The sequence below is a fragment of the Streptomyces hydrogenans genome (assembly GCF_014656075.1).
Lineage (GTDB): Bacteria > Actinomycetota > Actinomycetes > Streptomycetales > Streptomycetaceae > Streptomyces > Streptomyces hydrogenans.
The window spans coordinates 44,360-69,832 of sequence record NZ_BNBS01000017.1 but is presented as its reverse complement, the minus strand read 5'-3'; the positions used below and the strand labels follow the sequence as shown (position 1 = coordinate 69,832).

The 25,473-nt window shown below is 74.5% G+C and carries 24 protein-coding genes; 10 read left to right on the top strand and 14 right to left on the bottom strand.

What is annotated here, in order from left to right; all coding sequences use genetic code 11:
- The first annotated feature begins 20 nt into the window (after window positions 1-20).
- A complete protein-coding gene (locus tag IE321_RS10330; protein WP_043223843.1) occupies window positions 21-470 on the top strand; it encodes a DUF6299 family protein in 450 nt (149 codons plus the stop codon).
- On the opposite strand, the gene IE321_RS10325 is transcribed toward IE321_RS10330, so the two are convergent.
- Together IE321_RS10325 and IE321_RS10320 are read right to left on the bottom strand one after the other, a co-directional pair.
- Window positions 467-949, bottom strand: coding sequence for a ribonuclease FAU-1 family protein (locus IE321_RS10325; RefSeq protein ID WP_190222578.1), 483 nt, complete (start codon window positions 947-949; stop codon window positions 467-469). The two genes, IE321_RS10330 and IE321_RS10325, sit on opposite strands and share 4 nt — an antisense overlap.
- Window positions 930-1,850 carry a GNAT family N-acetyltransferase gene (locus IE321_RS10320; RefSeq protein ID WP_190222577.1) on the bottom strand — a complete coding sequence of 307 codons (921 nt, stop codon included), beginning with the start codon at window positions 1,848-1,850 and terminating at the stop codon, window positions 930-932. Before IE321_RS10320 ends, IE321_RS10325 begins: the two co-directional genes overlap by 20 nt.
- A 73-nt stretch (window positions 1,851-1,923) precedes the next feature.
- Between IE321_RS10320 and IE321_RS10315 the strand changes: the two genes are divergently transcribed.
- The gene (locus tag IE321_RS10315) at window positions 1,924-2,301 is read left to right on the top strand and encodes a GntR family transcriptional regulator (RefSeq protein WP_030494480.1); all 378 of its coding nucleotides are present in this window, start codon (window positions 1,924-1,926) and stop codon (window positions 2,299-2,301) included.
- A 46-nt stretch (window positions 2,302-2,347) separates the two neighbouring features.
- Here IE321_RS10315 and IE321_RS10310 read toward each other — a convergent pair whose 3' ends face one another.
- The 4 genes from IE321_RS10310 to IE321_RS10295 form a co-directional block, all read right to left on the bottom strand.
- Entirely contained in the window at window positions 2,348-3,460 is a 1,113-nt protein-coding gene (locus IE321_RS10310; RefSeq protein ID WP_190222576.1) for a DUF5925 domain-containing protein, read from the bottom strand.
- Between the two features lie 74 nt (window positions 3,461-3,534).
- The gene (locus IE321_RS10305; protein ID WP_043223948.1) at window positions 3,535-4,299 is read right to left on the bottom strand and encodes a polysaccharide deacetylase family protein; all 765 of its coding nucleotides are present in this window, start codon (window positions 4,297-4,299) and stop codon (window positions 3,535-3,537) included.
- A gap of 200 nt (window positions 4,300-4,499) precedes the next feature.
- Window positions 4,500-5,558: a glycosyltransferase family 2 protein gene (locus tag IE321_RS10300; RefSeq protein ID WP_190222575.1), complete on the bottom strand. Its 1,059-nt coding sequence runs from the start codon at window positions 5,556-5,558 to the stop codon at window positions 4,500-4,502.
- The gene (locus IE321_RS10295; protein WP_043223846.1) at window positions 5,555-6,391 is read right to left on the bottom strand and encodes a glycosyltransferase family 2 protein; all 837 of its coding nucleotides are present in this window, start codon (window positions 6,389-6,391) and stop codon (window positions 5,555-5,557) included. Before IE321_RS10295 ends, IE321_RS10300 begins: the two co-directional genes overlap by 4 nt.
- A gap of 635 nt (window positions 6,392-7,026) precedes the next feature.
- Between IE321_RS10295 and IE321_RS10290 the strand changes: the two genes are divergently transcribed.
- Complete coding sequence (locus tag IE321_RS10290; RefSeq protein ID WP_190222574.1) at window positions 7,027-7,833, top strand: SGNH/GDSL hydrolase family protein; 807 nt, start codon at window positions 7,027-7,029, stop codon at window positions 7,831-7,833.
- Here IE321_RS10290 and IE321_RS10285 read toward each other — a convergent pair.
- Complete coding sequence (locus IE321_RS10285) at window positions 7,817-8,842, bottom strand: protein kinase domain-containing protein (RefSeq protein ID WP_190222573.1); 1,026 nt, start codon at window positions 8,840-8,842, stop codon at window positions 7,817-7,819. The two genes, IE321_RS10290 and IE321_RS10285, sit on opposite strands and share 17 nt — an antisense overlap.
- Window positions 8,843-9,139: 297 nt before the next feature.
- On the opposite strand from IE321_RS10285, the gene IE321_RS10280 reads away from it, so the two are divergent.
- Window positions 9,140-9,412 carry a hypothetical protein gene (locus tag IE321_RS10280; protein WP_079021983.1) on the top strand — a complete coding sequence of 91 codons (273 nt, stop codon included), beginning with the start codon at window positions 9,140-9,142 and terminating at the stop codon, window positions 9,410-9,412.
- 154 nt (window positions 9,413-9,566) lie between these two features.
- Here the strand turns inward: IE321_RS10280 and IE321_RS10275 are convergent, their stop codons facing one another.
- The 3 genes from IE321_RS10275 to IE321_RS10265 form a co-directional block, all read right to left on the bottom strand.
- Window positions 9,567-10,763 carry a CaiB/BaiF CoA transferase family protein gene (locus IE321_RS10275; RefSeq protein WP_190222572.1) on the bottom strand — a complete coding sequence of 399 codons (1,197 nt, stop codon included), beginning with the start codon at window positions 10,761-10,763 and terminating at the stop codon, window positions 9,567-9,569.
- Window positions 10,764-10,836: 73 nt separating this feature from the next.
- A complete protein-coding gene (locus IE321_RS10270) occupies window positions 10,837-11,613 on the bottom strand; it encodes an ABC transporter permease (protein WP_043223852.1) in 777 nt (258 codons plus the stop codon).
- Window positions 11,610-12,548 (bottom strand): ATP-binding cassette domain-containing protein, encoded by a 939-nt coding sequence (locus tag IE321_RS10265; RefSeq protein WP_190222571.1) that lies wholly within the window; start codon window positions 12,546-12,548, stop codon window positions 11,610-11,612. Before IE321_RS10265 ends, IE321_RS10270 begins: the two co-directional genes overlap by 4 nt.
- A 61-nt stretch (window positions 12,549-12,609) precedes the next feature.
- On the opposite strand from IE321_RS10265, the gene IE321_RS10260 reads away from it, so the two are divergent.
- Window positions 12,610-13,371 (top strand): TetR/AcrR family transcriptional regulator, encoded by a 762-nt coding sequence (locus IE321_RS10260; RefSeq protein ID WP_190222570.1) that lies wholly within the window; start codon window positions 12,610-12,612, stop codon window positions 13,369-13,371.
- Here the strand turns inward: IE321_RS10260 and IE321_RS10255 are convergent.
- The 4 genes from IE321_RS10255 to hmgA form a co-directional block, all read right to left on the bottom strand.
- On the bottom strand, window positions 13,358-14,581 hold the full coding sequence (locus IE321_RS10255) for a type ISP restriction/modification enzyme (protein ID WP_190222569.1): 1,224 nt from the start codon (window positions 14,579-14,581) through the stop codon (window positions 13,358-13,360). The genes IE321_RS10260 and IE321_RS10255 overlap by 14 nt on opposite strands.
- A 24-nt stretch (window positions 14,582-14,605) precedes the next feature.
- Window positions 14,606-15,592, bottom strand: coding sequence for a hypothetical protein (locus tag IE321_RS10250; protein ID WP_226651719.1), 987 nt, complete (start codon window positions 15,590-15,592; stop codon window positions 14,606-14,608).
- A 115-nt stretch (window positions 15,593-15,707) separates the two neighbouring features.
- Complete coding sequence (locus IE321_RS10245; RefSeq protein ID WP_190222568.1) at window positions 15,708-16,457, bottom strand: GntR family transcriptional regulator; 750 nt, start codon at window positions 16,455-16,457, stop codon at window positions 15,708-15,710.
- Window positions 16,458-16,502: 45 nt separating this feature from the next.
- Window positions 16,503-17,816 (bottom strand): homogentisate 1,2-dioxygenase, encoded by a 1,314-nt coding sequence (hmgA, locus tag IE321_RS10240; RefSeq protein WP_043223858.1) that lies wholly within the window; start codon window positions 17,814-17,816, stop codon window positions 16,503-16,505.
- Between the two features lie 152 nt (window positions 17,817-17,968).
- Between hmgA and IE321_RS10235 the strand changes: the two genes are divergently transcribed.
- From IE321_RS10235 to IE321_RS10215, 5 genes are all read left to right on the top strand, one after another.
- Entirely contained in the window at window positions 17,969-20,053 is a 2,085-nt protein-coding gene (locus IE321_RS10235) for a right-handed parallel beta-helix repeat-containing protein (RefSeq protein ID WP_190222567.1), read from the top strand.
- The gene (locus IE321_RS10230) at window positions 20,050-20,904 is read left to right on the top strand and encodes a cupredoxin domain-containing protein (RefSeq protein WP_190222566.1); all 855 of its coding nucleotides are present in this window, start codon (window positions 20,050-20,052) and stop codon (window positions 20,902-20,904) included. The genes IE321_RS10235 and IE321_RS10230 overlap by 4 nt, the downstream gene beginning before the upstream one ends.
- Entirely contained in the window at window positions 20,901-22,184 is a 1,284-nt protein-coding gene (locus IE321_RS10225; protein ID WP_190222565.1) for a hypothetical protein, read from the top strand. The genes IE321_RS10230 and IE321_RS10225 overlap by 4 nt, the downstream gene beginning before the upstream one ends.
- Before the next feature lie 19 nt (window positions 22,185-22,203).
- The gene (locus tag IE321_RS10220; protein ID WP_043223861.1) at window positions 22,204-22,851 is read left to right on the top strand and encodes a TetR/AcrR family transcriptional regulator; all 648 of its coding nucleotides are present in this window, start codon (window positions 22,204-22,206) and stop codon (window positions 22,849-22,851) included.
- A gap of 346 nt (window positions 22,852-23,197) precedes the next feature.
- Window positions 23,198-25,414, top strand: a complete 2,217-nt coding sequence (locus tag IE321_RS10215; RefSeq protein WP_190222564.1) for a molybdopterin oxidoreductase family protein — start codon at window positions 23,198-23,200, stop codon at window positions 25,412-25,414.
- Window positions 25,415-25,473 lie beyond the last annotated feature (59 nt).

Below are 25,473 nucleotides of genomic sequence, written 5' to 3'. Positions count from 1 at the left end.
CCCGAAGGGACACCCCCCTCATGCGCGTCCGACTCGCCCTCGCCGCCACCGCGCTCCTCGCCGCGGCCGCCGCCCCTCTCGCCCACGCGGGAGGGGCCGACGGCCGTACGGCCGAGCCGGCCGGACGGCTCGCGGACTTCCTCACGGTCGACCCGGCCGGACTCCTCGGCGCCGACGCCACCGTCACCCTCTCCGGCACCTACCGCTGCCTCGACGACAGCGCGGGCCCGGTCTTCGTCAGCTCCACCCTCCGCCAGCAGGACCGTTCCGCCGGCATCGGCGGCACCCGGGCCGTCTGCGACGGCCTCGTCCGCACCTGGACCAACACCGCGGTGGTGAAGGACCCCGCCTACCAGCCCGGCGAGGCCCGCGTCGACGCCACCCTGATGCAGCTGACCCCCGAGGCCGACCTCGACCTCCCCGCCCCCGACTTCCGCGCCACCGAGACCGCCCCGGTGACCCTCAACTAACCGTCGAGCAGGGCCACCAGACCCCGGCGGCCCAGCCGTTCCAGCTCGTCGAGGGCGGTCACGGCCCGCTCGGCCGCCTCCGGGTCGGTGACGGCCAGACCGCTCGCCGCGAACTCGTCCTCGTCGAGCCGGAGCACCTCGCTGCCGTCCGCCGACACCCACAGGTCCAGGTCCAGGTCCTCGACCGTCACCCCGGCCGCCCCGAACTCGGCCGGCCGGGTGATGTCGCAGTACCAGCCCTTGAGCCCGCCGTCCGCCGACCACACCTCCTTGACGGTGTACCAGCGGTCGCTCCAGTAGTGCTCGACGAAGACGTCACCCGGCTCGAAGCGCACGAAGCCGAAGTCCCGCACCCCCTCCGCCGCCCACGGCGCCCGCACCGACAGCCGGGTCGGCGACCGGGCCACCACCTCGGCGGGATAGCGGATCTTCAGCCGCCCCGCCTTCCACAGCGCCACCTCAACCGAGCGCCCTGACATACCGCACCTCCGTCGCCCCGATCGCGTACCCGAACCACTCGTTGATCGCCAGCATCGGCCCGTTCCCGGCGTCGTTCCCGGTGAACGCCTCCGTGCAGCCGGCCGCCCGCGCCCGGTGCAGCGACGCGTTCTTCGCGAGCTTGGCCAGACCGCGCCCGCGGAAGGCCGGGGCCGTCCCCGTCATCCCCGAGGAGTACCGCCCGAGCCCGTCGGTCTGCGCGGCGCTGAACGCGGCCGGCACCCCGTCCACCACGGCCACCGTCGTCAGCGCCCGGTCGTGCAGCGGGTGGTTCCAGGTGGTCTCCAGCCAGTGCGGATAGTCGTCCAACTCGGCCGTCACATCGCCCGGTTCGTCGGCGGTGGTCGCCGCGTCCAGCTCGAAGACCGGTCGCGGGTCCGCCGCGAACTCCTCGGCCGCCACCAGCTCGACACCGGCGGGCGGCGCCTGGAGCGGCGGCAGCCCCGCCGTCAGGTCCAGCCGCAGGAAGTGCGCGGAACGGCTCGGCGCGTAGCCCCTCCGCTCCGCCCAGACCCGGTTCGCGGGCTCGTCGACGACCCAGCTGTAGAGGGCCGTCGCCCCCCGCTCGCTCAGGTGCTCCTCGGCCGTGCGCACCAGCAGCGTGCCCGCGCCGAGCCCCTGACGGGCCGGGTCCACGTACACGTTGAGACGGCCGATGCCGGGCTCCGGGGAGTCGTGGGCGACCGAGACCTGCGCGGTCCCGATGACCTCGCCGTCCTCGGTCACCGCGACCAGCGGCCGGGCGTGGGCGTCGGGGTGGGCGTGCGCCCAGTCGAAGGCCAGCTGCTCGGCGGTGGCCAGCATGTAGGGGAGGGCGGCCCGCCGGACGCGGGCGAAGCCCTCGGCGTCCTCGGGCCGTACGTCACGGACGATCACAGTCATGGGGCCGCACGCTACGGCCGGGGCCGCGCCGCCGCCTCCCATTTTCCGGTGGGGTGGGGGCAGAATCGGGCGGGTGACACTGACACTCGCCGTGGACCACCAGTCCACCACCGCCCCCTACGAACAGCTGCGCGCCCAGATCTCGGAACGCGCCCGGTCGGGCAGACTCCCGGTCGGCTACAAGCTGCCGACGGTCCGGGGACTCGCGGAGCAGCTGGGGCTCGCCGCGAACACGGTCGCCAAGGCGTACAAGGCCCTGGAGTCCGACGGGGTCATCGAGACCCGGGGCCGGCACGGCACCTTCGTCGCGGCGGCGGGCGACGCCGCCAGCCGCCGGGCCGCCTCCGCCGCCGCCCAGTACGCGGAGGAGGCGTACCGCCTGGGGCTCACCAGGGACGAGGCCGAGGCCGCCGTACGGGACGCGCTGCGGGCGGCGTACGACTCCGAGTGAGCGGTCCGGGCCCGCCGGGAAGGATCCCGGCGGGCCCGGACGCCGCTCACAGGTACAGCCCGGGGGCGGGGGCGCGCTGCTCCGGGAGTTCGGTGGGGGAGGCCCCGCGGCGCAGCGCGAACAGCTCCGCCAGCGTGGCGCCCTCGACCGGCACGTCCTCGTCCCGCCCCAGCCACCGCACCGACTCGGCCCGGGTGAGCGGCCCGACCTCGATCCGCGCCAGGCAGCGGCCCGGGCGCACGATGGCCGGGTGCAGCCGCTCCAGGTCCTCGTTGGTGGTGAGGCCCACCAGCACGTTCCGGCCCTGGCCGAGCAGACCGTCGGTGAGGTTCAGCAGCCGGGACAGCGCCTGGCCGGTGGCCTCCTTGGCGCCGCCCCGGATCAGCTCGTCGCAGTCCTCCAGGAGCAGCAGCCGCCACCGCTCCTTCTCCGTGCCGTCGCCGTCCTCGCCGATGGCGATGTCCATGAGGTAGCCGATGTCGTTGAAGAGCCGCTCGGGGTCGAGCACGCAGTCGACCTGGCACCAGTCCTGCCAGGACCGGGCGAGGGTGCGCAGGGCGGAGGTCTTCCCGGTGCCGGGCGGGCCGTGCAGCAGCAGGAGCCGGCCGGTGACGTCCTCGGGGGTCAGCTTCATCAGCCGGTCCATCGCCCCGGCCACCGGCGCCGTGTAGTTCGGCCGGGCCTCGTCCCAGGTGTCCGCGCTGATCCGGCGGGTCATCCGGCGCGGCCCGCGCTGCGGAGCGAGGTACCAGAAGCCCATGGTGACGTCCTCGGGCTCCGGCTCGGGCTCGTCCTTGGCACCGTCGGTGGCCTCGGCGAGGATCCGCGCGGCCAGCTCGGGGTCGGTCGCCGTCACGGTGACGTCGGCGCGGTGCTTCCAGCGGGAGGAGAGGATCGTCCACCCCTCGCCCTCGGCGAGCACGGAGCTGCGGTCCTCCTCCTTCGACCCCCACAGCACCCGGGCGTCCGGCGGCAGCAGGGTCGCGTCGGCCTTGGCCCGGTCCAGGGTGAGGCCGTGCGCGTGCGGCTGCTCCCCGGTGGTGAACCGGTCGAGGAAGAGCGCGTCCATCACGTCGCCCGGCGAGTCGCTGTCGTCGAGGTTGACCACGACCGGCAGCGCCTGGCGCGGCCCGGACGGTACGGCGGGGGTGTCTGGCATGCCGCCATGATCCGTCAACCGCCCGGGCGGCGCACCGGGTTTTGCCGGGCGGGACGCGCGGCCCCGCCGCGTCCTCAGATCCAGTGCCCGCGCAGCGCGCCGCGTGCCCGCCGGGCCAGCGCGTACCCCTTCGTCATCGCCCGGTCGGCGGCGAAGTTCCGTCCGACGCCCCGTCCTTCGACGAGGCGGACGAACTCCTCGGTGGTGGTGGAGCGGCGCACGGTCACCCGTTCCAGCGCGTACGGCCCCTGGCGGCGCCGGGCGAGCGCGTTGCCGACCGCGAGGGCCTGGGCGAAGCCGGCCTCCCGGACGGTGGCGCGCACCCGGCGGCTGGAGTAGCCGTACGGGTAGGCGAAGGAGTCCGGCGCGGTGCCGAGCTCCTCGCCGATCAGCTCCCGGCAGCGCAGCGCCTCGAACCGCAGCCGCCGCGCGTCGAGCTGGTCCAGCTGCGGGTGGCTGTGGCTGTGACCGCCGATCTCGGTTCCGGCGGCGGCCAGTTCGCGCACCTGCTCCCAGGAGAGCATCGTGTCGAGGGCGCCGCCGGTGGTGTGCCGGCCGGGCAGCCAGCCGCTGGTGACGAAGACGGTGCTCGGGAAGGAGCGCCGGGCGAGCACCGGCAGGGCGTACCGGTGCACGCCCTCGTAGCCGTCGTCGAAGGTGACGAGCACCGGTCGCGGCGGCAGCGCCGTGCCGCTCCGCCAGGCGGCGGCGAGCGCGGCGGTGGTGACCGGGGTGAATCCCCGTCCGGCCACCACGTCCATCTGCGCGGCGAACGCCTCGGGCGTCACGGAGAGCCCGAGCGTCGCGGGCGCCGGATCGGGTGCGACCGCGTGGTACATGAGGATCGGCACCGGGGCGGGGACGGGACCGGACTCCTCCTCGGCCCGACCCCTGGAGCGGTACCCGGCGCGGTCGGCCGCGGGGCTTCGGCTGTGGCTGCCGGTGTTGCTCCTGGCGGGGCTGCCTGTGGGGCTTCCGGCGGGGCTGCCTGCGGGGCTGCCTGCGGGGCCTCCGGCGCCACTCCCGGCGGGGTCTCCGTTCACGCCGCGGCCCCCTCGGTCTCCGCGGTCTCGCGGGTTTCCGGCGGGGTGACGGTCTCCGGCGTGATCGGCCCCCAGGAGAAGGTGGGGGAGGCGCCGCGGCGGGCGCGGAGGGTGCCGAGCGCGTAGCCGACGGCGGCGAGCGCCACGGCCGTGACGATCGCCCCGGCCCGGCCCGCGCCGCCCGCCCGGCCGAACCGCCCGTCCCGCACCCCGCGCAGCACTCCGGCGGGCAGCACCCGGCTGGTGTAGCGCCGCTCGGACTCCAGGCCCTTGCCGGCGCCGACGCTCTGGGCGACGAGGGCCTTCGACAGGCCCTCCGCGTAGACCCGGGTGCGGAAGTAGGCGAAGCGCTCGCGGACGGCGGGCACCTTGTGGTGGATGACCGCCCGGTCGTCGATGAGCAGCACGGCCCCCGGCACCGCGCCGGCGAGCCGGATGCACAGCTCGGTCTCCTCGCAGCCGAGCGGGCGCCGGTCGCCGTCCCGGCCGATGCCGGTGGCGAAACCGCCGGCGGCGTCGAAGGCGGTGCGCCGGAAGGAGGCGTTGCCGCCGAGGACGTTGCGGACCCGTACCCGGCCGGGGGCCAGGCCCCGGTACGTACAGCCGACGACCCAGTCGAACTCCTCGGGGAACCAGACGGGCCGGCGGCCGGAGGCCCAGACGGGTAGCGTGCGCCCGCCGACCGCGACGACCTCCGGGTCCGCGTACCCGGCCGCGAAGTGGTGGAGCCAGTCGCGCTCCGCGACCGCGTCGTCGTCGAGGAAGGCGACGAACGCGCCGCGGGCGGCGGCGATGCCGGTGTTGCGGCCGGAGGAGAGGCCGCGGGGGCCCGCGTTGGCGAGCACCCGCACCTCCGCGCGGTCGCGCTCGTCCGCGTACTCCTCGGTGAGCCGGTGGAGGAGCCGGTCGTTGTGGTCGACGACGAGCAGGGTCTCCAGCGGCGGCAGCGACTGCTTCCGCACGGAGTCGACGGCGGCGAGGATGTCCCCCCACCGCTCCTCCGTGTAGACGCAGATCACCACCGAGAAGCGGGGCGGGGTCGGGCGGTCGCTCAAGACACCTCTCCCCGGGGGACGTTCACGGAGAAGGCGGCGGGGCGGCGGAGCGCCCGGGCGGCCTTGGGGACGCGCTTCTCCCGGAGGATCACCTTGAGGACCCGGATGCCGTCGCGCACCGCGTTGAGGTTGCTGACGCCGTGGATCCGCAGGTACTCGTGGCTCGGGACCTCCTGCACCTTCAGGCCGGCCTTGACGACCCGGATGTTGATGAGGGTCTCGATCTCGAAGCCGGTGCAGTCGAGGGTGATCTCGTCGAGGCAGCGCTTCCAGAAGGCGTTGTAGCCGTAGCAGAGGTCGGTGTAGCGGGCGCCGAACTTGCGGTTGACGAGCGAGCAGAGCGCCCAGTTGCCGAGCCGTCGGATACCGGTCATGTCGTCGGTGCCGCCGCCGTTCGCGAAGCGCGAGCCCTTGGCGAAGTCGGCGCCGCCGACCAGGGCGGAGACGTAGGAGACGATCTCCTGGCCGTCGGCCGAGCCGTCGGCGTCGACCATCACGATGATGTCGCCGGTGCAGGCGGCGAAGCCGCTGATCAGGGCGTCGCCCTTGCCCTTGCCGACCTGCTTGACGACCTTGACGTCGGGCCGGAGCTCCCTGGCCACCTCGACGGTGTTGTCCGTCGAATTTCCGTCGACGAGGACGACTTCGTGAATCCATTCCGGCAGGGTCTTGAACACGTACGGAAGATTTTCCGCTTCATTCATCGCGGGAATGACGACACTCACCGGGGGAGTGATCGCCAGATGCGACGTGATGGCCCGGTACCGGGCCGCTATTCGACTCGGCTCGGCGAATTCTTGGCCCGTGACGGCCGGGCGCAGGAACGAGCTCATCGGTCGGTCTCCCTCTCGTCCGGTGGGCGGCCCACCCCTGGGCAGCCCGGTTGAAGGTCCGGTTCGAAAGGGGGGTTCTCGCCATCCCCGCACGGAAGCGATCTCCTTGCGAGACCCGCGAGTTGGCATGACTGGCCGCGCGGTACCCGCGACTCGGCGCACGTGTGGCACACCGAGCACGGCACCCCCCTACCGCGCCCCGCCCCGGACCCATCGCGGCGTCGGCGCCTTCCCCTGGAGCCGATTGCCGATGGACCGATGCGAGTGAGATGTACGACGGTATTGATGAATGGGACTGTATGGCAAGTCCCGCTGGCGCGGCCCGGTTTCTGGCACTTTGGCGAGCGAAAGCCGCTCGTAAGCGCTCTCTTGTCGATCGGATTCGATCAATCCGTTTTCGGGGTGGGAACGGTGGGGCCCGGTCGCGCTCCTGTGCGGAGCCGGGCGGCCGAGTCGTGATCGCGTTCGACCGGAAAGCGGGAGTGGATCCTCCGGTTCCTCAGGTGGCCGAAAATCGTTGGCTCCTGAGGGATGTTCACTCACTCTCCAGGGTCAGTTTTGACATGAACACTTCCGGAACGGCGGATCCGATGCTACTTCCTGGTAGCGCAGAGATCCTGCTACAGGGAGGTTCCATGAAACTGTCGCGATTCGCGGCCTTCGCGTCCTCGCTCCTGCTCGGTTCCGTCCTCGCCCTGACCGGGGCGGGAGCCGCGCAGGCCGCCGAGTCCGCCGCCGTCGACTACGTCGCACTCGGCGACTCCTACTCGTCCGGCGTCGGCGCCGGCAGCTACGACAGCGCCAGCGGCGACTGCAAGCGCTCCACCAAGGCCTACCCGCGCCTCTGGGCCAACGCCAACGCGCCCTCGTCCTTCGCCTTCACGGCCTGCTCCGGCGCGGTCACCACCGACGTCACCGGCAAGCAGCTCGGCCCGCTCTCCTCCGCCACCGACCTGGTCTCGATCACCATCGGCGGCAACGACGCGGGCTTCGCCGACGTCATGACGACCTGTGTGCTCCAGTCGGAGTCCACCTGCGTCAACCGGGTGAACCAGGCGAAGGGTTACGTCGACTCCACCCTCCCCGCCCGCCTCGACACCGTGTACAACGCGATTCGCGCCAAGGCCCCGGCCGCCCGTGTCGTGGTCCTCGGCTACCCGCGCTTCTACCAGCTGGCCGGCAGCTGCGTCGCCGGCCTCAGCGAGACCGAGCGCAAGGCCATCAACGGCGCCTCCGACTACCTGAACGCGGCCGTCGCCAAGCGCGCGGCCGACCACGGCTTCACCTTCGCCAGCGTCGTCCCGGCCTTCACCGGACACGAGATCTGCTCCGGCTCGGCCTGGCTGCACAGCGTCAACTGGCTCAACATCGGCGAGTCCTACCACCCGACGGCCGCCGGCCAGTCGGGCGGCTACCTGCCGAGCTTCAGGAGCGCGGCGTAGCGGCGGGTCCCCCCACCTCCGCACCCGTACCCGCGGCGCCGGGAACGGCCGGAGCGGTGCTCGACGCCCCGCCCCCGCCCGGACCGGCGCCCGGATCCTCGCCCCTGACGACCTGCCAGACCAGCGCCGCCACGATCACCAGCAGTCCGGCCACGCCGGCGGCGATCACCGCGCCCCGCCGGGGCCCCCGCCGTCCCACCGGGCCCGCGCTCCCCTCCGCACGCGCCCCGCGCACACCCCCCGGACCGTCGTGCTCCCGATCGACCTCCCGGGCCTCCGGACGCCCCGGCGCGCGCTCCGTCGCCCCGCCGGCCGACCCGTCCGCCCGAGGGCGCTCCCCGGCTCCGGCCGCCTCCTCCAGTCTCCGTACGGCCCCGGCGCGCACGCCCGCGTCCCCGACGGCCGGGCCCGCCACCACCGGCGCCAGCGGACCGGACCCCGGATCGGCCACCATCCCGCCGAGCAGCGCGCCCAGCGCCCGCAGGTCCTCCTCCGGGCCCGGCGGCGGCGCGTCCGGCGCCTCGCCCGGCGCCGAGGTCCCGGTGGCCACACCGGTGACCACCACCCGCCCGTCGTTCGCCAGCAGCACCCGGTCGGGGCCGGGGTCGCGATAGGGGACGCCGGCCTCCCGGGCCGCCCGCAGCGCCGCCAGCACCCCGAGCGCGACCCGCGCCGCCTCCCGGTCCGGCAGCGCCCCGCCCGCCTCCAGGGTCTCCGCCAGCGTCAGCCCGCGGACCAGCTCCATCACGATCCACGGCCGGCCGCGCTCCACGACCACGTCGTACACCTCGGCCACACCGGGACCGGAGATCGCCCGCGCGGCCCGCGCCTCGCGCTCGACCCGTGCGTACAGGAGCCGCTCCTCCGTCTCGGGCGTCCCCGGCGGGGCGTGCACCTCCTTGACGGCCACCTCGCGGCCGAGCGCCTCGTCCCGGGCGCGCCAGACGATCCCCGCCGCGCCCTCCGCGAGGGCGTCGAGCAGCCGGTAACGGCCCGCGATCAGCGTCATGGAGCCACGGTAGCCGCGGTCCGGGCGGGTGGCGACCCACCCGTACGGAGTCCGGTGGCGTAGATCACACCAGTCTGCGGGGCCGCAGGTCGGCGGCCGGGGTGCAGGATGGTTGATGACGGTTCGGCAGGTGTTCGAACCCTGTCCAACTCGCCCTGGAATCAGATGGATTCGTAGAGTGACCGTCAACCCCCGTACGAGTGCGGTGAATCCCGTCGGTGGGATACACGCGTGTCACTGTGGGGCGATAGGGTTAACCTGCCCGGGCCGGGTGCCCTCGTACGGGTGGGGAGTGACATGGAACAGATAACGATGCGCAGCAGGCCGCGTGTGCCTGCCATCACCTGCGGGAGCAGCGCGACCAGTTCGCGCCTCGACCGCCATCTCGCGGTGCTCGGCGGACCCGCCGTGCCCCAGCGCGAGGTGGCGGAGGCGACGCTGCTCATGCGGGAACTGACGACACGTCGGCACGAGACGCCGGCCCAGAGCCCGCACGGCGACCGCTCGCGCGTCTCGCTCTTCGCCCCGCTCCGCCGTCTGCGTCGCACCCTCTTCGGCTCGCGCCACTAACGCCCCGCCGGCGCGCTCCAGGGCAGTCGATCCGCGTCCCCGACGCGAGCCGTCCGCCCCGGTCCGCCGCCCGCACCCACCCGCACGCCGAGAGCGCCGGACGCGTCCCCGCCCGTCCGGCGCTTCGTCGTACCCGCCCCCGGGCGGCCCGCGCTCAGGCGATCACCCCGGCCGCCCGCAGCTCCTCCACCTCCGCGGCCGGCACGCCCAGCCCCGCGAGGACCGCGTCCGTGGACTCGCCCAGCGCCGGGATCCGCCCCATCGGCGCCTCCGGCCCGTCCGGGAAGACGACCGGCGGGAGCAGCGACGGCAGCGGGCCCGCGGGGGAGTCCACCGGGCGCCAGCGGTCCCGCGCCGCCAGCTGCGGATGCCGTACCAGCTCCGCCACCGAGTTGAGCCGCGCGCAGGCGATCCCCGCCGCGTCCAGCCGCTTCACCGCCTCGTCCGCCGGCAGCGCGGCGAGGGCCGCGCCCACCGCCGCGTCGGTCGCCGCCCTCCCCGCCACCCGCGCCGCGTTGGTCGCGAAGCCCGGGTCGGCGGCGAGCTCCGGCCGCTCCAGGACCCGCTCGGCGAGCCGACGCCACTCCCGGTCGTTCTGCACCGACAGCAGCACCAGGCCGCCGTCGGCCGTCGGATAGGCGTCGTACGGCGCGATCACCGCGTGCGCGAGCCCGGTGCGCGCCGGGGCCGTACCCCCGTGCGCCCCGTGGTGGAGGGGGTGGCCCATCCACTCCGCGAGCGCGTCGAACAGCGACACCTCCACGGGACCGCCCCGGCCCGTGGTGCCCCGCCGGACGAGGGCGGCGAGGACGCCCGCGTACGCGTACATCCCGGCCGCGATGTCGGCGGCCGGGATGCCGGACTTGACGGGCTCCTCGGGGGTGCCGGTGACCGAGACGAGCCCGGTCTCGCACTGGACGAGCATGTCGTACGCCCTCCGGTGCGCGTACGGGCCGTCCGGGCCGTAGCCCGAGACGTCCACGGCGACGAGGCGCGGGTGCGCGGCGCAGAGCGTGGCCGCGTCGAGGCCGAGACGGGCCGCCGCCCCGTGCGCGAGGTTCTGCACGAAGACGTCGGCCTCCGCCACCAGCCGCCGCGCCAGCGCGAGCCCGCGCGGGTCCTTCAGGTCGACGGCGACCGACTCCTTGCCGCGGTTGCACCAGACGAAGTGCGAGGCCAGCCCCCGGGCCGCGGTGTCGTAGCCGCGGGCGAAGTCGCCGCCGTCGGGCCGCTCGATCTTGACGACCCGGGCGCCGAGGTCGGCGAGCTGGCGGGTGGCGAAGGGCGCGGCGACCGCCTGCTCGACGGAGACGACCGTGATCCCGTCCAGGGGGAGTGGCTGAGTGCTCATGCCCGACTGCCTACCGCGCCCGGGCGGCCCCTGTCATCAGGACCTGGATCACGCGGCCGCCGGCGCGGGCCGGTCAGCGGCGCGCGTACCGGCGGACGGCGAGCGGGACGAGGACCGCGAGGAGGCCGAGGGACCAGAGCAGCGAGCCCGCCACCGGGTGGGCCACCGGCCAGGCGGCGCCGGTGGGCACCGGCGCGTTGCCGAAGAGCGCCCGGACGGCGGTGGCGACGGCGGAGATCGGGTTCCACTCCGCGAGCGTCCGCAGCCAGCCCGGCATGCCGTCGGTGGGGATGTACGCGTTCGACAGCAGCGGCAGCATGAAGGTGGCGCTGCCGAGCTGACCCGCCGCCTCCTCGCTCTCGGACACCCGGCCGAGCAGGATCCCCGCCCAGGTGGTGGCGAAGCGGAAGAGCAGCAGCAGGCCGAAGGCGCCCAGGGCCTCGAGGGCGGTGCCCTCGACGCGCCAGCCCATGGCGAGCCCCACCAGCACCATCGGGACGGTGCCGACCGCGCAGACGAGGAGATCGGCGACGGCCTGCCCGAGCGGTACGGCGGCGCGGCTCACCGGGAGGGTGAGGAAGCGGTCCATGACGCCCCGGTGGGTGTCCTGGGCGGCCTGGAACATGCCGGTCATCAGCCCGCCGGCGGCGGTCGCCACCAGCAGGCCCGGCACGAGGAAGGAGCGGTACTCGGCGCCGGGCACGGCGAGGGCGCCGCCGAGGACGTAGCCGAAGAAGAGCAGGAAGACGATCGGCATCGTCTGGGTCATGACCGTGATGGCGGGGGCGTGCCGGATCCGCCGGAGGTTGCGGCCGACCAGGGCGGACCCTTCGAGGGCGAGGGCGTTCACGCGGCGGTCTCCTTCCGTCCGGTGAGGCGCAGGAACACCTCGTCGAGGGTGGGCGGACGCAGCGAGGCGTCGACGATGTGGATCCCGGCGGCGTCGATCTCGCGGACGAGCCGGGGCAGGGTGAGGGTGGGGTCGGTGGTGATCGCGCCGACCGTGCGGCGCTCCGCGTCCAGGTCCGGCGCCGAGCCGGTCAGCCGGTCCAGGACCGCGGCGGCGGGCTCCAGCGGTCCGGCTCCGGCGAGGACGACCTCGGCGCGGCTGCCGACGAGCGCCTTCAGTTCGGCGGGGGTGCCGCGGTGGGCGGCCCGGCCGTCCTCGACGAGCACGATGTCGTCGGCGAGCCGGTCGGCCTCCTCCAGGTACTGGGTGGTGAGCACCACGGTGGTGCCCCGTCCGGCGAGTCCGCGCACGGCGTCCCAGATCGCGTTCCGGCTCCGCGGGTCGAGCCCGGTGGTCGGCTCGTCGAGGAAGAGGACCGAGGGGCGGGCGAGCAGCCCGGCGGCGAGGTCGAGGCGGCGCAGCATCCCGCCGGAGTAGGTGCGGGCGAGCCGGTCGGCGGCCCCGGCGAGGCCGAACTCCTCCAGGAGCTCGTCGGCCCGGGAGCGCGGGAGGCGGAGCAGCCGGGCGAAGAGGCGGAGGTTCTCGGCGCCGGTGAGGTCGCCGTCGACGGAGGCGTACTGGCCGGTGACGGCGATCCGCCGGCGCACCCCGGCCGGGTCGCGGACCAGGTCGTGGCCGGCGATCCGGGCGCTGCCGGCGTCGGGTGCGAGCAGGGTGGTGAGGATCCGGACGGCGGTGGTCTTGCCGGCGCCGTTGGGGCCGAGCAGGCCGCAGACGGTGCCCTCGGGGACCGCGAGGTCGAGCCCGCGCAGCGCGTGGACCTCGCCGTACCGCTTCTCCAGACCCTCACTAAGTACAGCGTACGTAGTTGTCATGGCGGCACCGTACCCCACTCCGTACGGTGTACGTAACTACGATGGGGGACGAGGTGATGAGATGGCGGGCCGAGCGGCCGAACCCGAAGTGATCTGGGCGCGCCCCGAGCGCGCCGGCCGAGGCCCCCGGCCGGCCTTCAGCAGGCAGGACGTGGTCGACGCCGCCGTCCGCATCGCCGACGCCGACGGCATCGACGCGGTCTCCATGCGCCGCATCGCCGCCGACCTCGGCTGCGGCACCATGTCGCTCTACAACTACGTCCCCCGCAAGGAGGACCTGTACGAGCTGATGGTCGACGCCGCCAGTGCCGAGTACGTCTTCCCCGACCGGCCCAGCGGCGACTGGCGGGCCGACATGACCGACCTCGCGTACCAGACCCGCGCGATCATGTACCGGCACCCGTGGCTCTCCCGGGTCATGACCACCGCCTACGGCTTCAGCCCGAACGCCCTGCGCTACCTGGAGTGGAGCCTCGGCTGCCTCACGCCGCTCGACGTGCCGGCCGGACTCAAGATGCAGCTCATCGCGATGGTCAACGGCACGGTGATGGCCACCGTCCGCAACGAACAGGCCATGGCCGAACGCGCCCGCGGACTGCCCTGGTCCGAGGCGGAGGAACAGGCCGTGCGCGGCGCCTACCTCATGGGCCAGGTGGCGAGCGGACGGTACCCGCACCTCGCCGCCCTGCTCGCCGAGGCCGCCGCCCCCGCCGACCCGGAGGAGATCTTCGCGCTCACCCTCTCCCGGCTGCTCGACTCCTTCACCCCGACAGGACCGGCCGGGGAGCGCGGGGATGCCGGGGAGCGCGTCACACCAGCGTGAACTGGCCCTCCGGGCCCTCCTCCTCGTGGTCGAGCACCGACGCCGGGCGACGCGCCCCGTCCGGCACCGGCAGCACCCCGGCTGCGCACAGCTCCGCCCGGCCCGGCCCGCCGGCGGCGGTGAAGGGGGCCCGGTCCGGCTCCCTCGCGCCGAGCAGGGCCAAGGTCGTGACCAGGTCGAGGAGTTCGGAGGTCCACTCCTGCGGCCAGGCCGCCGGACCGATCGCCTCCAGCGAACCCGGCTCGGCCGCCGCGGTCCGGCGGGCGAACCACTGCTCCAGCACCCGCACCCCGCCCACCCGGTACTCCCAGGCGGCCTCGGGGACCGGCGAGACCAGGCCGCCGCCGACGCTCAGCGCCTCGCCCTCGGGGTCGTACGCGAGCACCTCCGGGCGCGGCGGGAACGCCGCCCGCACATAGGGCCGCCGCCCGCCCGGCAGCCGCGGCCGGGCCCCGGTCAGCGCCCCCCGCAGCTGGACGTCCATCAGCTCCCGGCCCAGCGCCACGCCCGCCTCCCACGTCTCCGGGTCCGCGGGCAGCGGCACCCGGCAGCCGGCGGGGGAGGGGACCGCGGCCGCGACGGCCCAGGCGAGCCACCGGCCGGCGTCGGCCGGCCCGTAGCGCTCCGCGAGGAAACCGAGCAGCCCCGGCGCCAGATTCGGCTCCTCGCCGCCCGGGCGCCGGAACAGCGGCCGGACGCGACCCGGCCGGCCTGCCGCGGAACGCCCCTCGGGCAGCGCGCCGGTCAGCAGCAGCGGCGGCCCCGCCGCCCCCGGCACGTACCCCTGCTCCACGGCGAAGACCTGCGGCCCGCCCGCCACCCGCCACAACTCGGGCCGGGCGGTGTCGAGCAGCCGGTGGTCGGGCAGCAGCCACTGCTCGTCGAACGGCCCCGACGCCACCCGCACCGGCTCGGGACACGGACCGGACTCCCGCGCGAACCGCCCGGTCCCGGTCCGCTGCCCCGGCAGCGCCGCCACCGCCGACCCCGTCGTCCGCGCCCGGCTCGGCCGGAACAGCGCCTCCCGCTCCCCGCCCTCCGCCGCGACCAGCCGGTCCCACCGCCCCCGCAACGTCCGCACGTCGGGCGCGACCACCCACCCCCGCCCGAACCGCGGCGGCCCCACCGACCACGGCATCAACTCGTCGAGCAGGGGGGTGTCGTCCGGTGGAAGGGCCTGCTGCCGGGGAGCCTCTGTCACGCCCCGCATGCTAATCCGTCACGCCCCGCACCCTTATGTGCGCCGTCCGTGCGGGACGGGCGCCGCCGCCTGCGAGGTCAGCTCCTCGAACAGGCGACGGTACGCCTCGGGGTCCCGCTCGAAGTCCGCCCCGGCCGCGAGGGCGGCCCGTTCCGCGTCCTGCCCGCGGAGCAGGTCCACGGAAGCCTGCGCGAACCGCTCCTGGAGGCCGTCCCGTTCGGCGTCGGCCAACAGTCGCCGCAGCTCCGCGACGGCCACCTCGGCCGCGTCCCGGGCGGAGGGCCCGGCCTGGAGCCTGTTCCGGAGTCCGGCCGCGGGAGCGGCTTCCTCCAGCAGCACCGTCAGCCGGGCCGACAGCTCCAGAGCGGCCTCCGCCGCCGGGTGCGCCTGCGGTCCGGCCTCCCGCAGCACCCACAGGGCTCGGACCAGTTCGGGGTCGGGTGCCGGGCCGAGCGCCCTCTGCTGTCCGGCTTCCCGTGCCGCCTCCATGGCGCGCCCGTAGTCCTCGGCCGCCCATCCGGCGGCCTCGGCCAACGCGGCCGCGCGGCGCACGAGTTGTCTCTCCACGCCGAGGACCCGGGGGAGGGCGCGGAGATTCCCGCCGATCAGCCCCACCACGACGGCCAGGATCCCCAGGGCCAGGACGACCCCGCCGGGATCGGAGTCGTTCTTGAACTTCAGGTCCGCCTGGGGGTCCTCGAGGTTCCCCTGGTCCGGTCCCTCGGTGTACATGAAGCCGGACTCCTGCCCGTAGCCACGGCTGTCACCGTAGTTCGGGGCCTTGAGCCAGCTGCTGCGGGTGGGGTCGCAGTGATACGCCCCCTCCCTCGTCCTCTTCGCGTACGGATCGCTCCACCGCACCCGACAGGTGCCGTCGGACTTCTCCTCGACCACCGCCAGGTCGATCTGGCGCGTCGCGACCAGCTCCGGCTCCGGCTGGACGGTGGAGATGCCCATGCCGCACGCGAAGAGCACGAAACCGAACGTCAGGACCCAGCGGAAGAAAGGCTTGTGTCTCATGTGATCCCCCCGGAGCCACTCTCCTCCGGAGCGGGCCTTGGGGGAAGGCGGATCCCGGGCAGCGTGCGGGCACCGACCCTGCCGGGCCCCGGCAGGTTCCGACGCCCGCCCGGCGTCAGTGCGCCTCGACCGTCACCGTGAAGGAGAAGCGGTCGCCGCGGTAGCGGATGCGGGCGACGTCGACGACGCGGCCGTCCTCGGCGTAGGTGACGCCGGTGTAGTGCAGGATCGGGGAGAGCAGCGGGACGCGGAGGAGTTCGGCGGTCTCCGGGTCGGCGAGGCGGGCCTCGACCGTGTCGGTGATCCGGCTGATCCGGACGCCGACGACGTCCCGCAGCACCTTCGTCATCGGCCACCGCTCCAGGTCCGCCGGGTCGATCGCGGCGGCGAACTCGGGCCGCACCGCGTTCTCCGCCCAGTTCGTCGGCTCGTCGCTCTCCCCGTCCGAGCGCAGCCGGCGGTAGGTCGCGACCTCGGCCACGTCCGTGAAGTACTCGGCGAGTTCGCCGGGCACCGGTTCCGGGCCGTGGCCGAGGACGGTGGTCCGCTCGCCGGACTGCTGGGCCACGATCGCGTCGATCGAGCCGAGCAGCCGGCGCGGGGTGGACCGCCGGGCGCCCGGCTCGATGAAGGTGCCGCGCCGCCGGTGCCGGCTGATCAGCCCCTCCTCCTCCAGCTCCTTCAGCGCCTGCCGCATGGTCAGCACGCTGACGCCGTAGTGCGCGGCGAGCTGCTCCTCGGTGGGCAGCCGCAGCGAGGCGTCGGGCGTGCGGCCCAGTATGGAGGCGCGCAGGGACTGCGAGACCTGGTACCACAGCGGGAGCTTGCGGTTCAGGACCAGCGAGTCGGGTGCGAAGGCGGTCACGGCGTTCTCCGTACGGCGGCGCGGTGGGACGGCTGAAGCGGCACTCTACGGCCGGAAATGACGCTCCAGACCCTGCCATACGTCGTCGTAACCCCGCTGCAGGTGGTCGGCGCCGGCGGCCTGCGCGGTCGCCGTCACCGGCCAGCGGGTCTCGAACATGAAGGCCAGGCCGTCGTCGATCTTGTGCGGCTTCAGCTCGGCGGCGCTCGCCCGGTCGAAGGTCTCCCGGTCGGGGCCGTGCGCGGACATCATGTTGTGCAGCGAGCCGCCGCCCGGCACGAAGCCCTCGGCCTTGGCGTCGTACGCGCCCTCGATCAGGCCCATGTACTCGCTCATCACGTTCCGGTGGAAGTACGGCGGCCGGAAGGTGTCCTCGCCGACCAGCCAGCGCGGGGCGAAGACCACGAAGTCGACGCCGGCCAGGCCGGGGGTGTCGGAGGGCGAGGTGAGCACGGTGAAGATGGACGGGTCGGGGTGGTCGTAGGAGATCGTCCCGATGACGTTGAAGCGGCGCAGGTCGTAGACGTACGGCGTGTGGTTGCCGTGCCAGGCGACGACGTCGAGCGGGGAGTGGCCGTACGTCGCCGTCCAGAGGTTGCCGCAGAACTTGTTGACCACCTCGACCGGCCCCTCGACGTCCTCGTACGCGGCGACGGGGGCGCGGAAGTCCCGGGCGTTGGCGAGGCCGTTGGCGCCGATCGGGCCGAGGTCGGGGAGCTGGAAGGGGGCGCCGTAGTTCTCGCAGACGTAGCCGCGCGCGGTCTCGTCGAGCAGCTCGACGCGGAAGCGCACGCCGCGCGGGATCAGCGCCACCTCGCCGGGGTGGGCGGCCAGCAGGCCCAGCTCGGTGCGGAGCAGCAGGCCGCCGCGCTCGGGGACGATCAGCAGCTCGCCGTCGGAGTCGCCGAAGACCCGCTCCATCGAGGCGTTGGCGTGGTAGAGGTGCACGGCCATGCCGGTGCGTTGGGTCGCGTCGCCGTTGCCGCCGAGGGTCCACAGGCCGGCCAGCCAGTCGGTGCCCGGCGCCGGGTCCGGCAGCGGGTTCCAGCGCAGCCGGTTGGGGTCGGCCACGGTCTCGGCGAAGGGCGCGGTGCGCACGGCGCCGTTGTCGGTCCGGACGAACGGCGGGTGGGCCGCCGAGGGGCGGATCCGGTAGAGCCACGAGCGGCGGTTGTGCGCCCGCGGCTCGGTGAAGGCACTGCCGCTGAGCTGCTCGGCGTAGAGCCCGAGCGGGGCGCGCTGCGGCGAGTTGCGGCCCTCCGGCAGGGCGCCGGGGAGCGCCTCCGAACCGTGCTCGTTGCCGAAGCCGGTGCTGTAGGTGAGCGCCTCGGCCGTCTTCCTGGCCTGCTCGGTCGTCATCGCCCGCTCCTGTCCTGCGCTGTCCTGAAAGGAATCCTATGCATGACCGTAGGATTCCGCGCGGCTCCCGTCAACGGGGCGGGGGGCGCGGTGTGCGATCCGTTCGCGCACGACGGGGTCAAAAAGATGAACAATGCTCTACTCTCGCGCCCATGTCGTGGACCCGAAGGTTCGTCTCCGTGCTCTCGGTCGTGCTCGCGGTGCTCGCCGCAGCCCTGCTCACCGCCCCCGTCGCCTCGGCGCACGAGGAGCGGCCCGTCACCCTTCCCGACGGCTCCGGCAGCGTGCCGGCGCACCGTACGGGCGAGCCCGACCTCCTCGTCTGCAAGACGGACCGGGCCGACTTCGAACGCCGGATCGCCGCCTTCCCCGCCGGCCTCAAGGCCCGCAACCAGGAGCTCTTCGCGCGCTGCGGCAGCAACGGCTACCGCCACCTCCAGCAGGCCGTCGACGCCGTCGACCGGCCCGGGATGAACATCGCGATCCTCCCCGGCCTGTACGAGGAGGAGCCCTCGCTCCCGGCCCCCACCGGCGCCTGCGCCTCCCTGAAGGCCCCCACCTCCTCCTTCGGCTACCAGATCCTCAGCTACGAGCAGCAGGCGCGCTGCCCGCACAACCAGAACCTCGTCGCGATCCTCGGCAAGAAGAACCTCCAGATCGAGGGCACCGGCGCCTCCCGCCTCGACGTCGTCATCGACGCCAAGTACGCCAAGCTCAACGCGATCCGCGCCGACAAGTCCGACGGCGTCTACTTCCGCAACTTCACCGCCCAGCGCACCACCTTCAACTCGCTGTACGTCCTCGCCGCCGACGGCTTCGTCATCGACGACGTCCTGACCCGCTGGAACGACGAGTACGGCTTCCTCACCTTCGCCTCCGACCACGGCCTCTACAAGAACTGCGAGTCCTACGGCAACGGCGACTCCGGCATCTACCCCGGCTCGGCCTCGAACATCAACGACGGCTACGGCTACGACGTCCCCCGCTACTCCATCGAGATCACCGGCTGCCGCAGCCACCACAACATGGTCGGCTACTCCGGCACGGCCGGGGACTCCGTCTGGGTCCACGACAACGAGTTCGACCACAACATGGGCGGCGCCTCCATGGACTCCGCCTTCCCCGGCCACCCCGGCCTCCCGCAGAACCACGCCAAGTTCGAGCGCAACCTGATCCACGACAACAACGAGGACTACTACCCGTACGTCGCCGACGGCACCTGCGCGAAGCCGCCCGCCGAGCGCGGCTACGAGAACGGCGTCGTCTGCCCGCAGATCTCCATGCCGCCCGGCTCCGGCATCATCACCGCCGGCGGCAACTGGAACCTCTACGAGGACAACTGGATCTACGGCCACGACCGGACCGGCTTCTACCTCAACGCCGTCCCCGCCTTCATCCGCGGCGAGTCCGCCTGGGCCAAGCAGACCGACACCTCCCACCACAACCGCTACGCGAACAACCGCCTGGGCACCGACAAGGACGGCAACTCCCGCCCCAACCGCACCGACGTCTGGTGGGACGGCCAGGGCCGCGAGAACTGCTGGCAGGACGACACCGGCGCCTCCAGCCCCCGCTCCCTGCCCGCCTGCGGCACCGCCCGCGGCGAGGTCTCCGGCGCCACCGCCCGGCTCGTCGGCGAACCCGTCAAGCTCGCCCAGCTCCTGGTCTGCGCCGACTACAGCGTGCAGGCCCGGCGCCTGCCCGCCGGCTGCGACTGGTACGGCGCCCGCGGCCTGGAGCGTGTCGAGGTCCAGATCGCCCTCGCCGCCTCCCTCCTCCTCGCCCTCGTCGGCACCGCCCTCTGGTGGCGCCGCCTGCGCGGCCGCCGCCTCGCCGCCGCGGCCCTCCTCACCGGCCTCGCCGGCCTCGCCCTCGACGTCGCCGGCTCCACCTTCACCCTCGCCCCGACCTACGTCCCCGCGCTCGCCCTCCTCCTCACCGGCGCCTGGTGGACCGCCACCGGCCTCCTCCTGCGCCCCACCCGCCCGGTCTTCGCCTGGACCACGGTCGCCCTCGGCCTCCTCACCCTCCTCGACGCCTTCGACAAGGCCGTCCTGATGATTCCCGGCATCCCCCTCAGCCCCGCCTGGCTCCGCCTGCTCCTCGGCGTCGTCTGGGTCCTCTGGGCCGTCATCGCCGCCGGCACCCGCCCCGCCCCCGACCCGTCCGGCCCCGCCGACCCCTCCGCCACCCCCGACCGCCCGTCGGAGGACCACCCCGAGGCGGCCGCCGCGTGAACCGCCCCGCACCCCGCCGCCGTACGGCCCCGCTCACCGCCGCCGCCCTCGCCGCCGTCCTGCTCCTGGCCGCCGGCTGCGGCGACAGGCCCACCACCCACCACAAGCCCGGCACCGGCCACGAGCAGGGCACCGGCTCCGGCGGCACCCTGCTCGCCGCCCGCGACGACTCCGGCCACCGCCTCCGCGACCTCCCGGCCGCCGACGCGCCCACCGTCCGCGCCGAGGCGCGGCCGGACACCGAGGGCGGCTGGAACGTCCACCTCGCCGTGGAGAGGTTCCGCTTCACCCCCGAGTCCACCGGCGGTGGCGCCCTCGCCGGCCGAGGACACGCCCGCCTCCTCGTCGACGGCCGGGAGACCGCCCGCGCGTACGGCCCCTGGTTCCACGTCCCGCCCGGCGCCCGCACCCTCACCGTCCGCCTCTACGCCGACGACCACACCGCCTGGTCCGTCGCCGGCGCCCCCGTCGAGACCACCGTCCCCCTCGCCTCCGCCTCCAGCGCCCCTTCGACCCCGGCCTCCGCCTCCCCGTCCGCGCCCCCGTCGCCTTCCTCCGCGCCCGCGCGGACGCCCGACCCCACCCCCACCGGCCGGACCCTCGACATCCGCGTCACCGGCTCGACCGTCACCCCCGCTCCCTCCCGCGTCGAGCTGAAGAAGGGCGAGCGGATCACCCTCCGCGTCACCTCCGACCGGCCCGACACCGTGCACGTCCACGGCTACGACCGCGAGGCGACCCTCACCCCGGGCACCCCGGCCGCCCTCACCCTGACCGCCGACCGCACCGGCCTCTTCGAGGTGGAGACCCACGAGTCCGGACTCGTGCTCACCCAACTGGTGGTCCGGTGACGGCCGGCCCGCCCCCGCCGCTCCCGCTCGCCCACGGCGTCGGCGCCCAGCACGACCTGCCGCTCTCTCCCTTCTACGCGTACGCCGGAGCCTTCACCGCCCTGCTCGTCTCCTTCCTGGGCCTCGCCCTCCTCTGGTCCTCCTCCCGCTTCCGCGGCGACCGCGCCGGCATCCCCCTGCCCGCCGGCCTCCAGCGCCTCACCGACGCCCGCGCCACCCGTACCGCCCTCCGCCTCCTCGGCGCGGCCCTCGCCCTGTTCTTCCTCGCCCACCTCCTCCTCGGCCCCGACGACCCCGACCGCAACCCCGCCCCCGGCGCCCTCTACGTCCTCCTCTGGGTCGGACTCGTCCCCGCATCCCTCCTCCTCGGCCCCGTCTGGCGCCTCCTCAACCCGCTGCGCGCCCTCCTCTCCGTCCGGCAGCCCCGCGCCCCCCGGCCCATCCACTCCGCCGTCGGCATCCGCCCCGCAGCCGCCGGACTCCTCCTCTTCGCCTGGCTCGAACTCGTCGCCCCCGACAACACCTCCCGTGCCGTCCTGCTCACCGCCCTCGCCGTCCACCTCGCCGTCCAGCTCCTCGGCGCCGCCCGCCACGGCGCCGACTGGTTCGCCCACGCCGACCCCTTCGAGGTCTACTCCTCCCTCCTCGCCCGGCTCTCCCCGCTCGGCCGCCGCGCCGACGGCAAGCTCGTCCTCCGCTCCCCCTTCGACGGCCTCGACTCCACCCCCGAGACCCCCGGCCTCGTCGCCACCGTCTGCGTCCTCCTCGGCACCACCGCCTACGACGGCCTCTCCGACAACCCCCGCTGGATCACCACCCTCCAGACCTCCTCCCTCGGCCCCACCGCGACCGCCACCCTCGGCCTCCTCGCCGCCGTCGCCCTCGCGGCCGCCTGCTACGGGCTCTGCGCCGGCACCCTCCGGCTGCTGAACCGCGACCTCGCCACGCCCCTCACCTCCTTCGCCCACTCGCTGCTGCCCATCGCGCTCGGCTATCTCACCGCCCACTACTTCTCACTCCTCGCGGTCGAAGGACCACGTACCGTCATGATGGCAGGGGGCACTGACAACGCCCCCTCGCCCGCTCCACCCCTGGGTCCCGCGGGCCTCGCCGTCCTCCAGGTCGCCGCGATCGTCACCGGTCACGTCCTCGGCGTCGTCGCCGCCCACGACCGGTCCGTCCGCCTCTTCCCGCCCGCCCGCGCCGTCGCCGGCCAACTCCCGCTCTTCGCGCTGATGATCGCGTACACCCTCGGCGGCATCGGACTGCTCATCGCCTGAACAGGATCGGAGCGGCATCATGGACCCCGTGCCCCAGACCAGCCCGCAGGACGCGCCCCCCGCACTCCGCCGCACCCCCGTCCAGCAGCGCAGCGCCGAGCGGCTCGCCCGCATCCTCGACGCCTGCGCGGGCCTCCTCGACGAGACCGGCTACGAACAGCTGAGCACCCGGGCCGTCGCCGTCCGCGCCGGCGTCCCGATCGGCTCGGTCTACCGCTTCTTCGGCAACAAGCGGGCCATGGTCGCGGCCCTCGCCCACCGGAACCTCGACCGGTACGCCGAGCGGATCGCCGCCCGTTTCGAGCGGACGCCCCTGCTCGACGCGCACTCCGCGATCGACGGCGTCCTCGACGAGTTCATCGCGATGAAGCGGAGCGTCCCCGGGTTCGCCCTCGTCGACTTCGGCGTGCCCGGACCCGAGGAGGGCGGGGGAGGGGCCGCCGAGGACCCCAACGGCCTGGTTGCCGAACGGATCTGCGGCCTCCTCGCCACCCATCTCGGCCGCACCGCCGACGAGACCCTGCGGCGCAAGGTGCTCGTCGGCGTCGAGACCGCCGACACCCTGGTCCGCCTCGCCTTCCGCACCGCCCCCGAGGGCGACCCGGCACTCATCGACGAGACCCGGCTGCTGCTCCACGCCTACCTCGCCCCGTCGCTGGCCGCCTGACGGGGGCGGGGCGGGGAGGGCCGAGCCGCGATTCCCGTCCCGCCCGAGCCCGGCACCCTTCCCGTCAAGGGCCCGCTCCCCTTCGCCACGGACTCCCTCACCGCCAGGGCCGCTCCCCGTCGCATCCGGACCCGCCGTTCCCCTCGCCGCGGAGCCGCATCCGTCCTGTCCGGACCCGCCGTTCTCCTCGGCGCGGAGCCGCATCCGTCCTGTCCGGACCCGCCGTTCTCCTCGCCGCGGAGCCGCTCCCCGTCCCATCCCGACCCGTCGTTCCCCTCCCCGCCGTGCCTACCGGTCGGTATGCTCGCCGCGAGTCGCCGCCCCGCCGTCGCCCACGGGAGTCGCCATGCCCACCGCCCCGCGCATCTGTCCGCTCTGCGAAGCGACCTGCGGACTCGTCCTGACCCTCGACGGCAGCCGGGTCACCGGCGCCCGCGGGGACCGTGACGACGTCTTCAGCCGAGGCTTCGTCTGCCCGAAGGGCGCCGCCTTCCCCCAGATCGACGGCGACCCGGACCGGCTGCGCACCCCACTCGTCCGCGAGAACGGCCGGCTGCGGGAAGCGAACTGGGACGAGGCCTTCGACACGATCGCCGCGAGACTCCGGCCGCTGATCGAGGGTTACGGCCCCGACGCCCTGGGTATCGTCCTCGGCAACCCCAATGTGCACACGATGGCCGGGGCGCTCTACCCGCCGCTCCTCCTCCGCGCCACGGGCACGAGCAGGCTCTTCACCGCCTCCACGCTCGACCAGATGCCCAAGCACGTCGCCGTCGGCCTCCTCTTCGGCGACCCCTTCGCGATCCCCGTGCCCGACCTGGACCGCACCGACCACCTCCTGGTCATCGGGGCCAACCCGCTGGATTCCAACGGAAGTCTGTGCACCGCCCCCGACTTCCCCGGACGCCTCGCCGCGCTGCGCCGACGCGGCGGCACCCTCACCGTCGTCGACCCCCGTCGCACCCGCACCGCCCGCCTCGCCGACCGCCACCTCGCCCCCCGGCCCGGCACCGACGCCCTCCTCCTCGCCGCCCTGGTGCACACCCTCTTCGCCGAGGACCTCGCCGATCCCGGCCCGCTGGCCGACCGCACCGAGGGCGTCGACCAGGTCCGGGACGCGGTGCGGGAGTTCACCCCCGAGGCCGTCGCCCCCGCCTGCGAGCTCGACCCCGGCGCCATCCGCGCCGTCGCCCGGGAGCTCGCCGCCGCGCCCACCGCCGCCGTCTACGGGCGGATGGGCAGCTCCACCGTGGCCCACGGCACCCTCGCCAACTGGCTCGTCGACGTCCTCAACGTCCTCACCGGCAACCTCGACCGGCCCGGCGGTGTCCTCTTCCCCCGCTCCGCCACCGCCCCCGCGCCCCGTCCCGCCGGACCCGGCCGCGGCTTCCTCCTCGGCCGCCGGCACAGCCGGGTCTCCGGACACCCCGAGGTCAAGGGGGAGTTCCCGCTCGCCGCCCTCGCCGAGGAGATCGACACGCCGGGGACGGACGCCCCGGGGGAGGGCCGCGTCAGAGCCCTCATCACCATCGCCGCCAACCCCGTCCTGTCCGCCCCCGACGGGCGCCGGCTCGACGCCGCCCTCGACACCCTCGACCTGATGGTCTGCGTCGACCCCTACCTCAACGAGACCACCCGTCACGCCGACGTCCTGCTGCCCCCGCCGCCGCCCTCCCAGAGCGCCCACTTCGACTTCGCCCTCAACGGCTTCGCCGTCCGCGACCAGGCCCGCTACACCCCGGCCGCCGTCCCCCTGGAACCCGGCCGGATGGACGAGTGCGAGATCCACGCCCGGCTGGTCCTCGCCGCCTCCGGCATGCACGGGGCGCCGCCCTCCGCCGTCGACGACCTCGCCATCGACGCCGCCCTCGCCAAGGCCGTCACCCAGCCGCACTCGCCCGCGTACGGCGCCGACCCCAAGGAGTTCGCCGCGGGGCTCACCGGGGAGAGCGGAGCCGAGCGACGGCTCGACCTGATGCTGCGCCTCGGTCCGTACAGGCTCACGCTCGACGAGCTGAAGGCCAGGCCGCACGGCATCGACCTCGGCCCGCTCAAGCCCCGCCTGGACGAGGTCCTGAAGACCCCCAGCGGCCGGATCGAGCTCCTCCCGGCGCCCCTCGCCGCCGACCTGCCCCGACTGCGGGCCGCCCTCACCGCCGTACCGGAGCCGGGCGCCCTCCAGCTGGTCGGCCGCCGCCACCTGCGGTCCAACAACAGCTGGCTGCACAACACCCCCGCGCTCAACGGAGGTTCGAACCGGTGCACCCTCCAGGTGCACCCGGACGACGCCGCCCGGCTGCGGCTCGCCGACGGCGCCCCCGCCAGGGTCAGGGGCGCGGGCGGTGAGCTGACGGCCGACGTCGAGGTCACCGACGCGGTGCGGGCCGGGGTCGTCAGCCTGCCGCACGGCTGGGGCCACGACCGCCCCGGAACCCGGCTGACCGTGGCCGCCGCCCGGCCCGGCGTCAACGTCAACCAGCTCCTCGACGGCTCCCTGCTCGACCCGCTCTCCGGCACCGCCGTCCTCAACGGCTTCCCGGTCGAGGTGGCCCCGCTGGACTGAGACACCGCTGTGACCTGGGGTTTTGCTCGTATTGCTCACGGGTCGACCCCTTGTTGAGG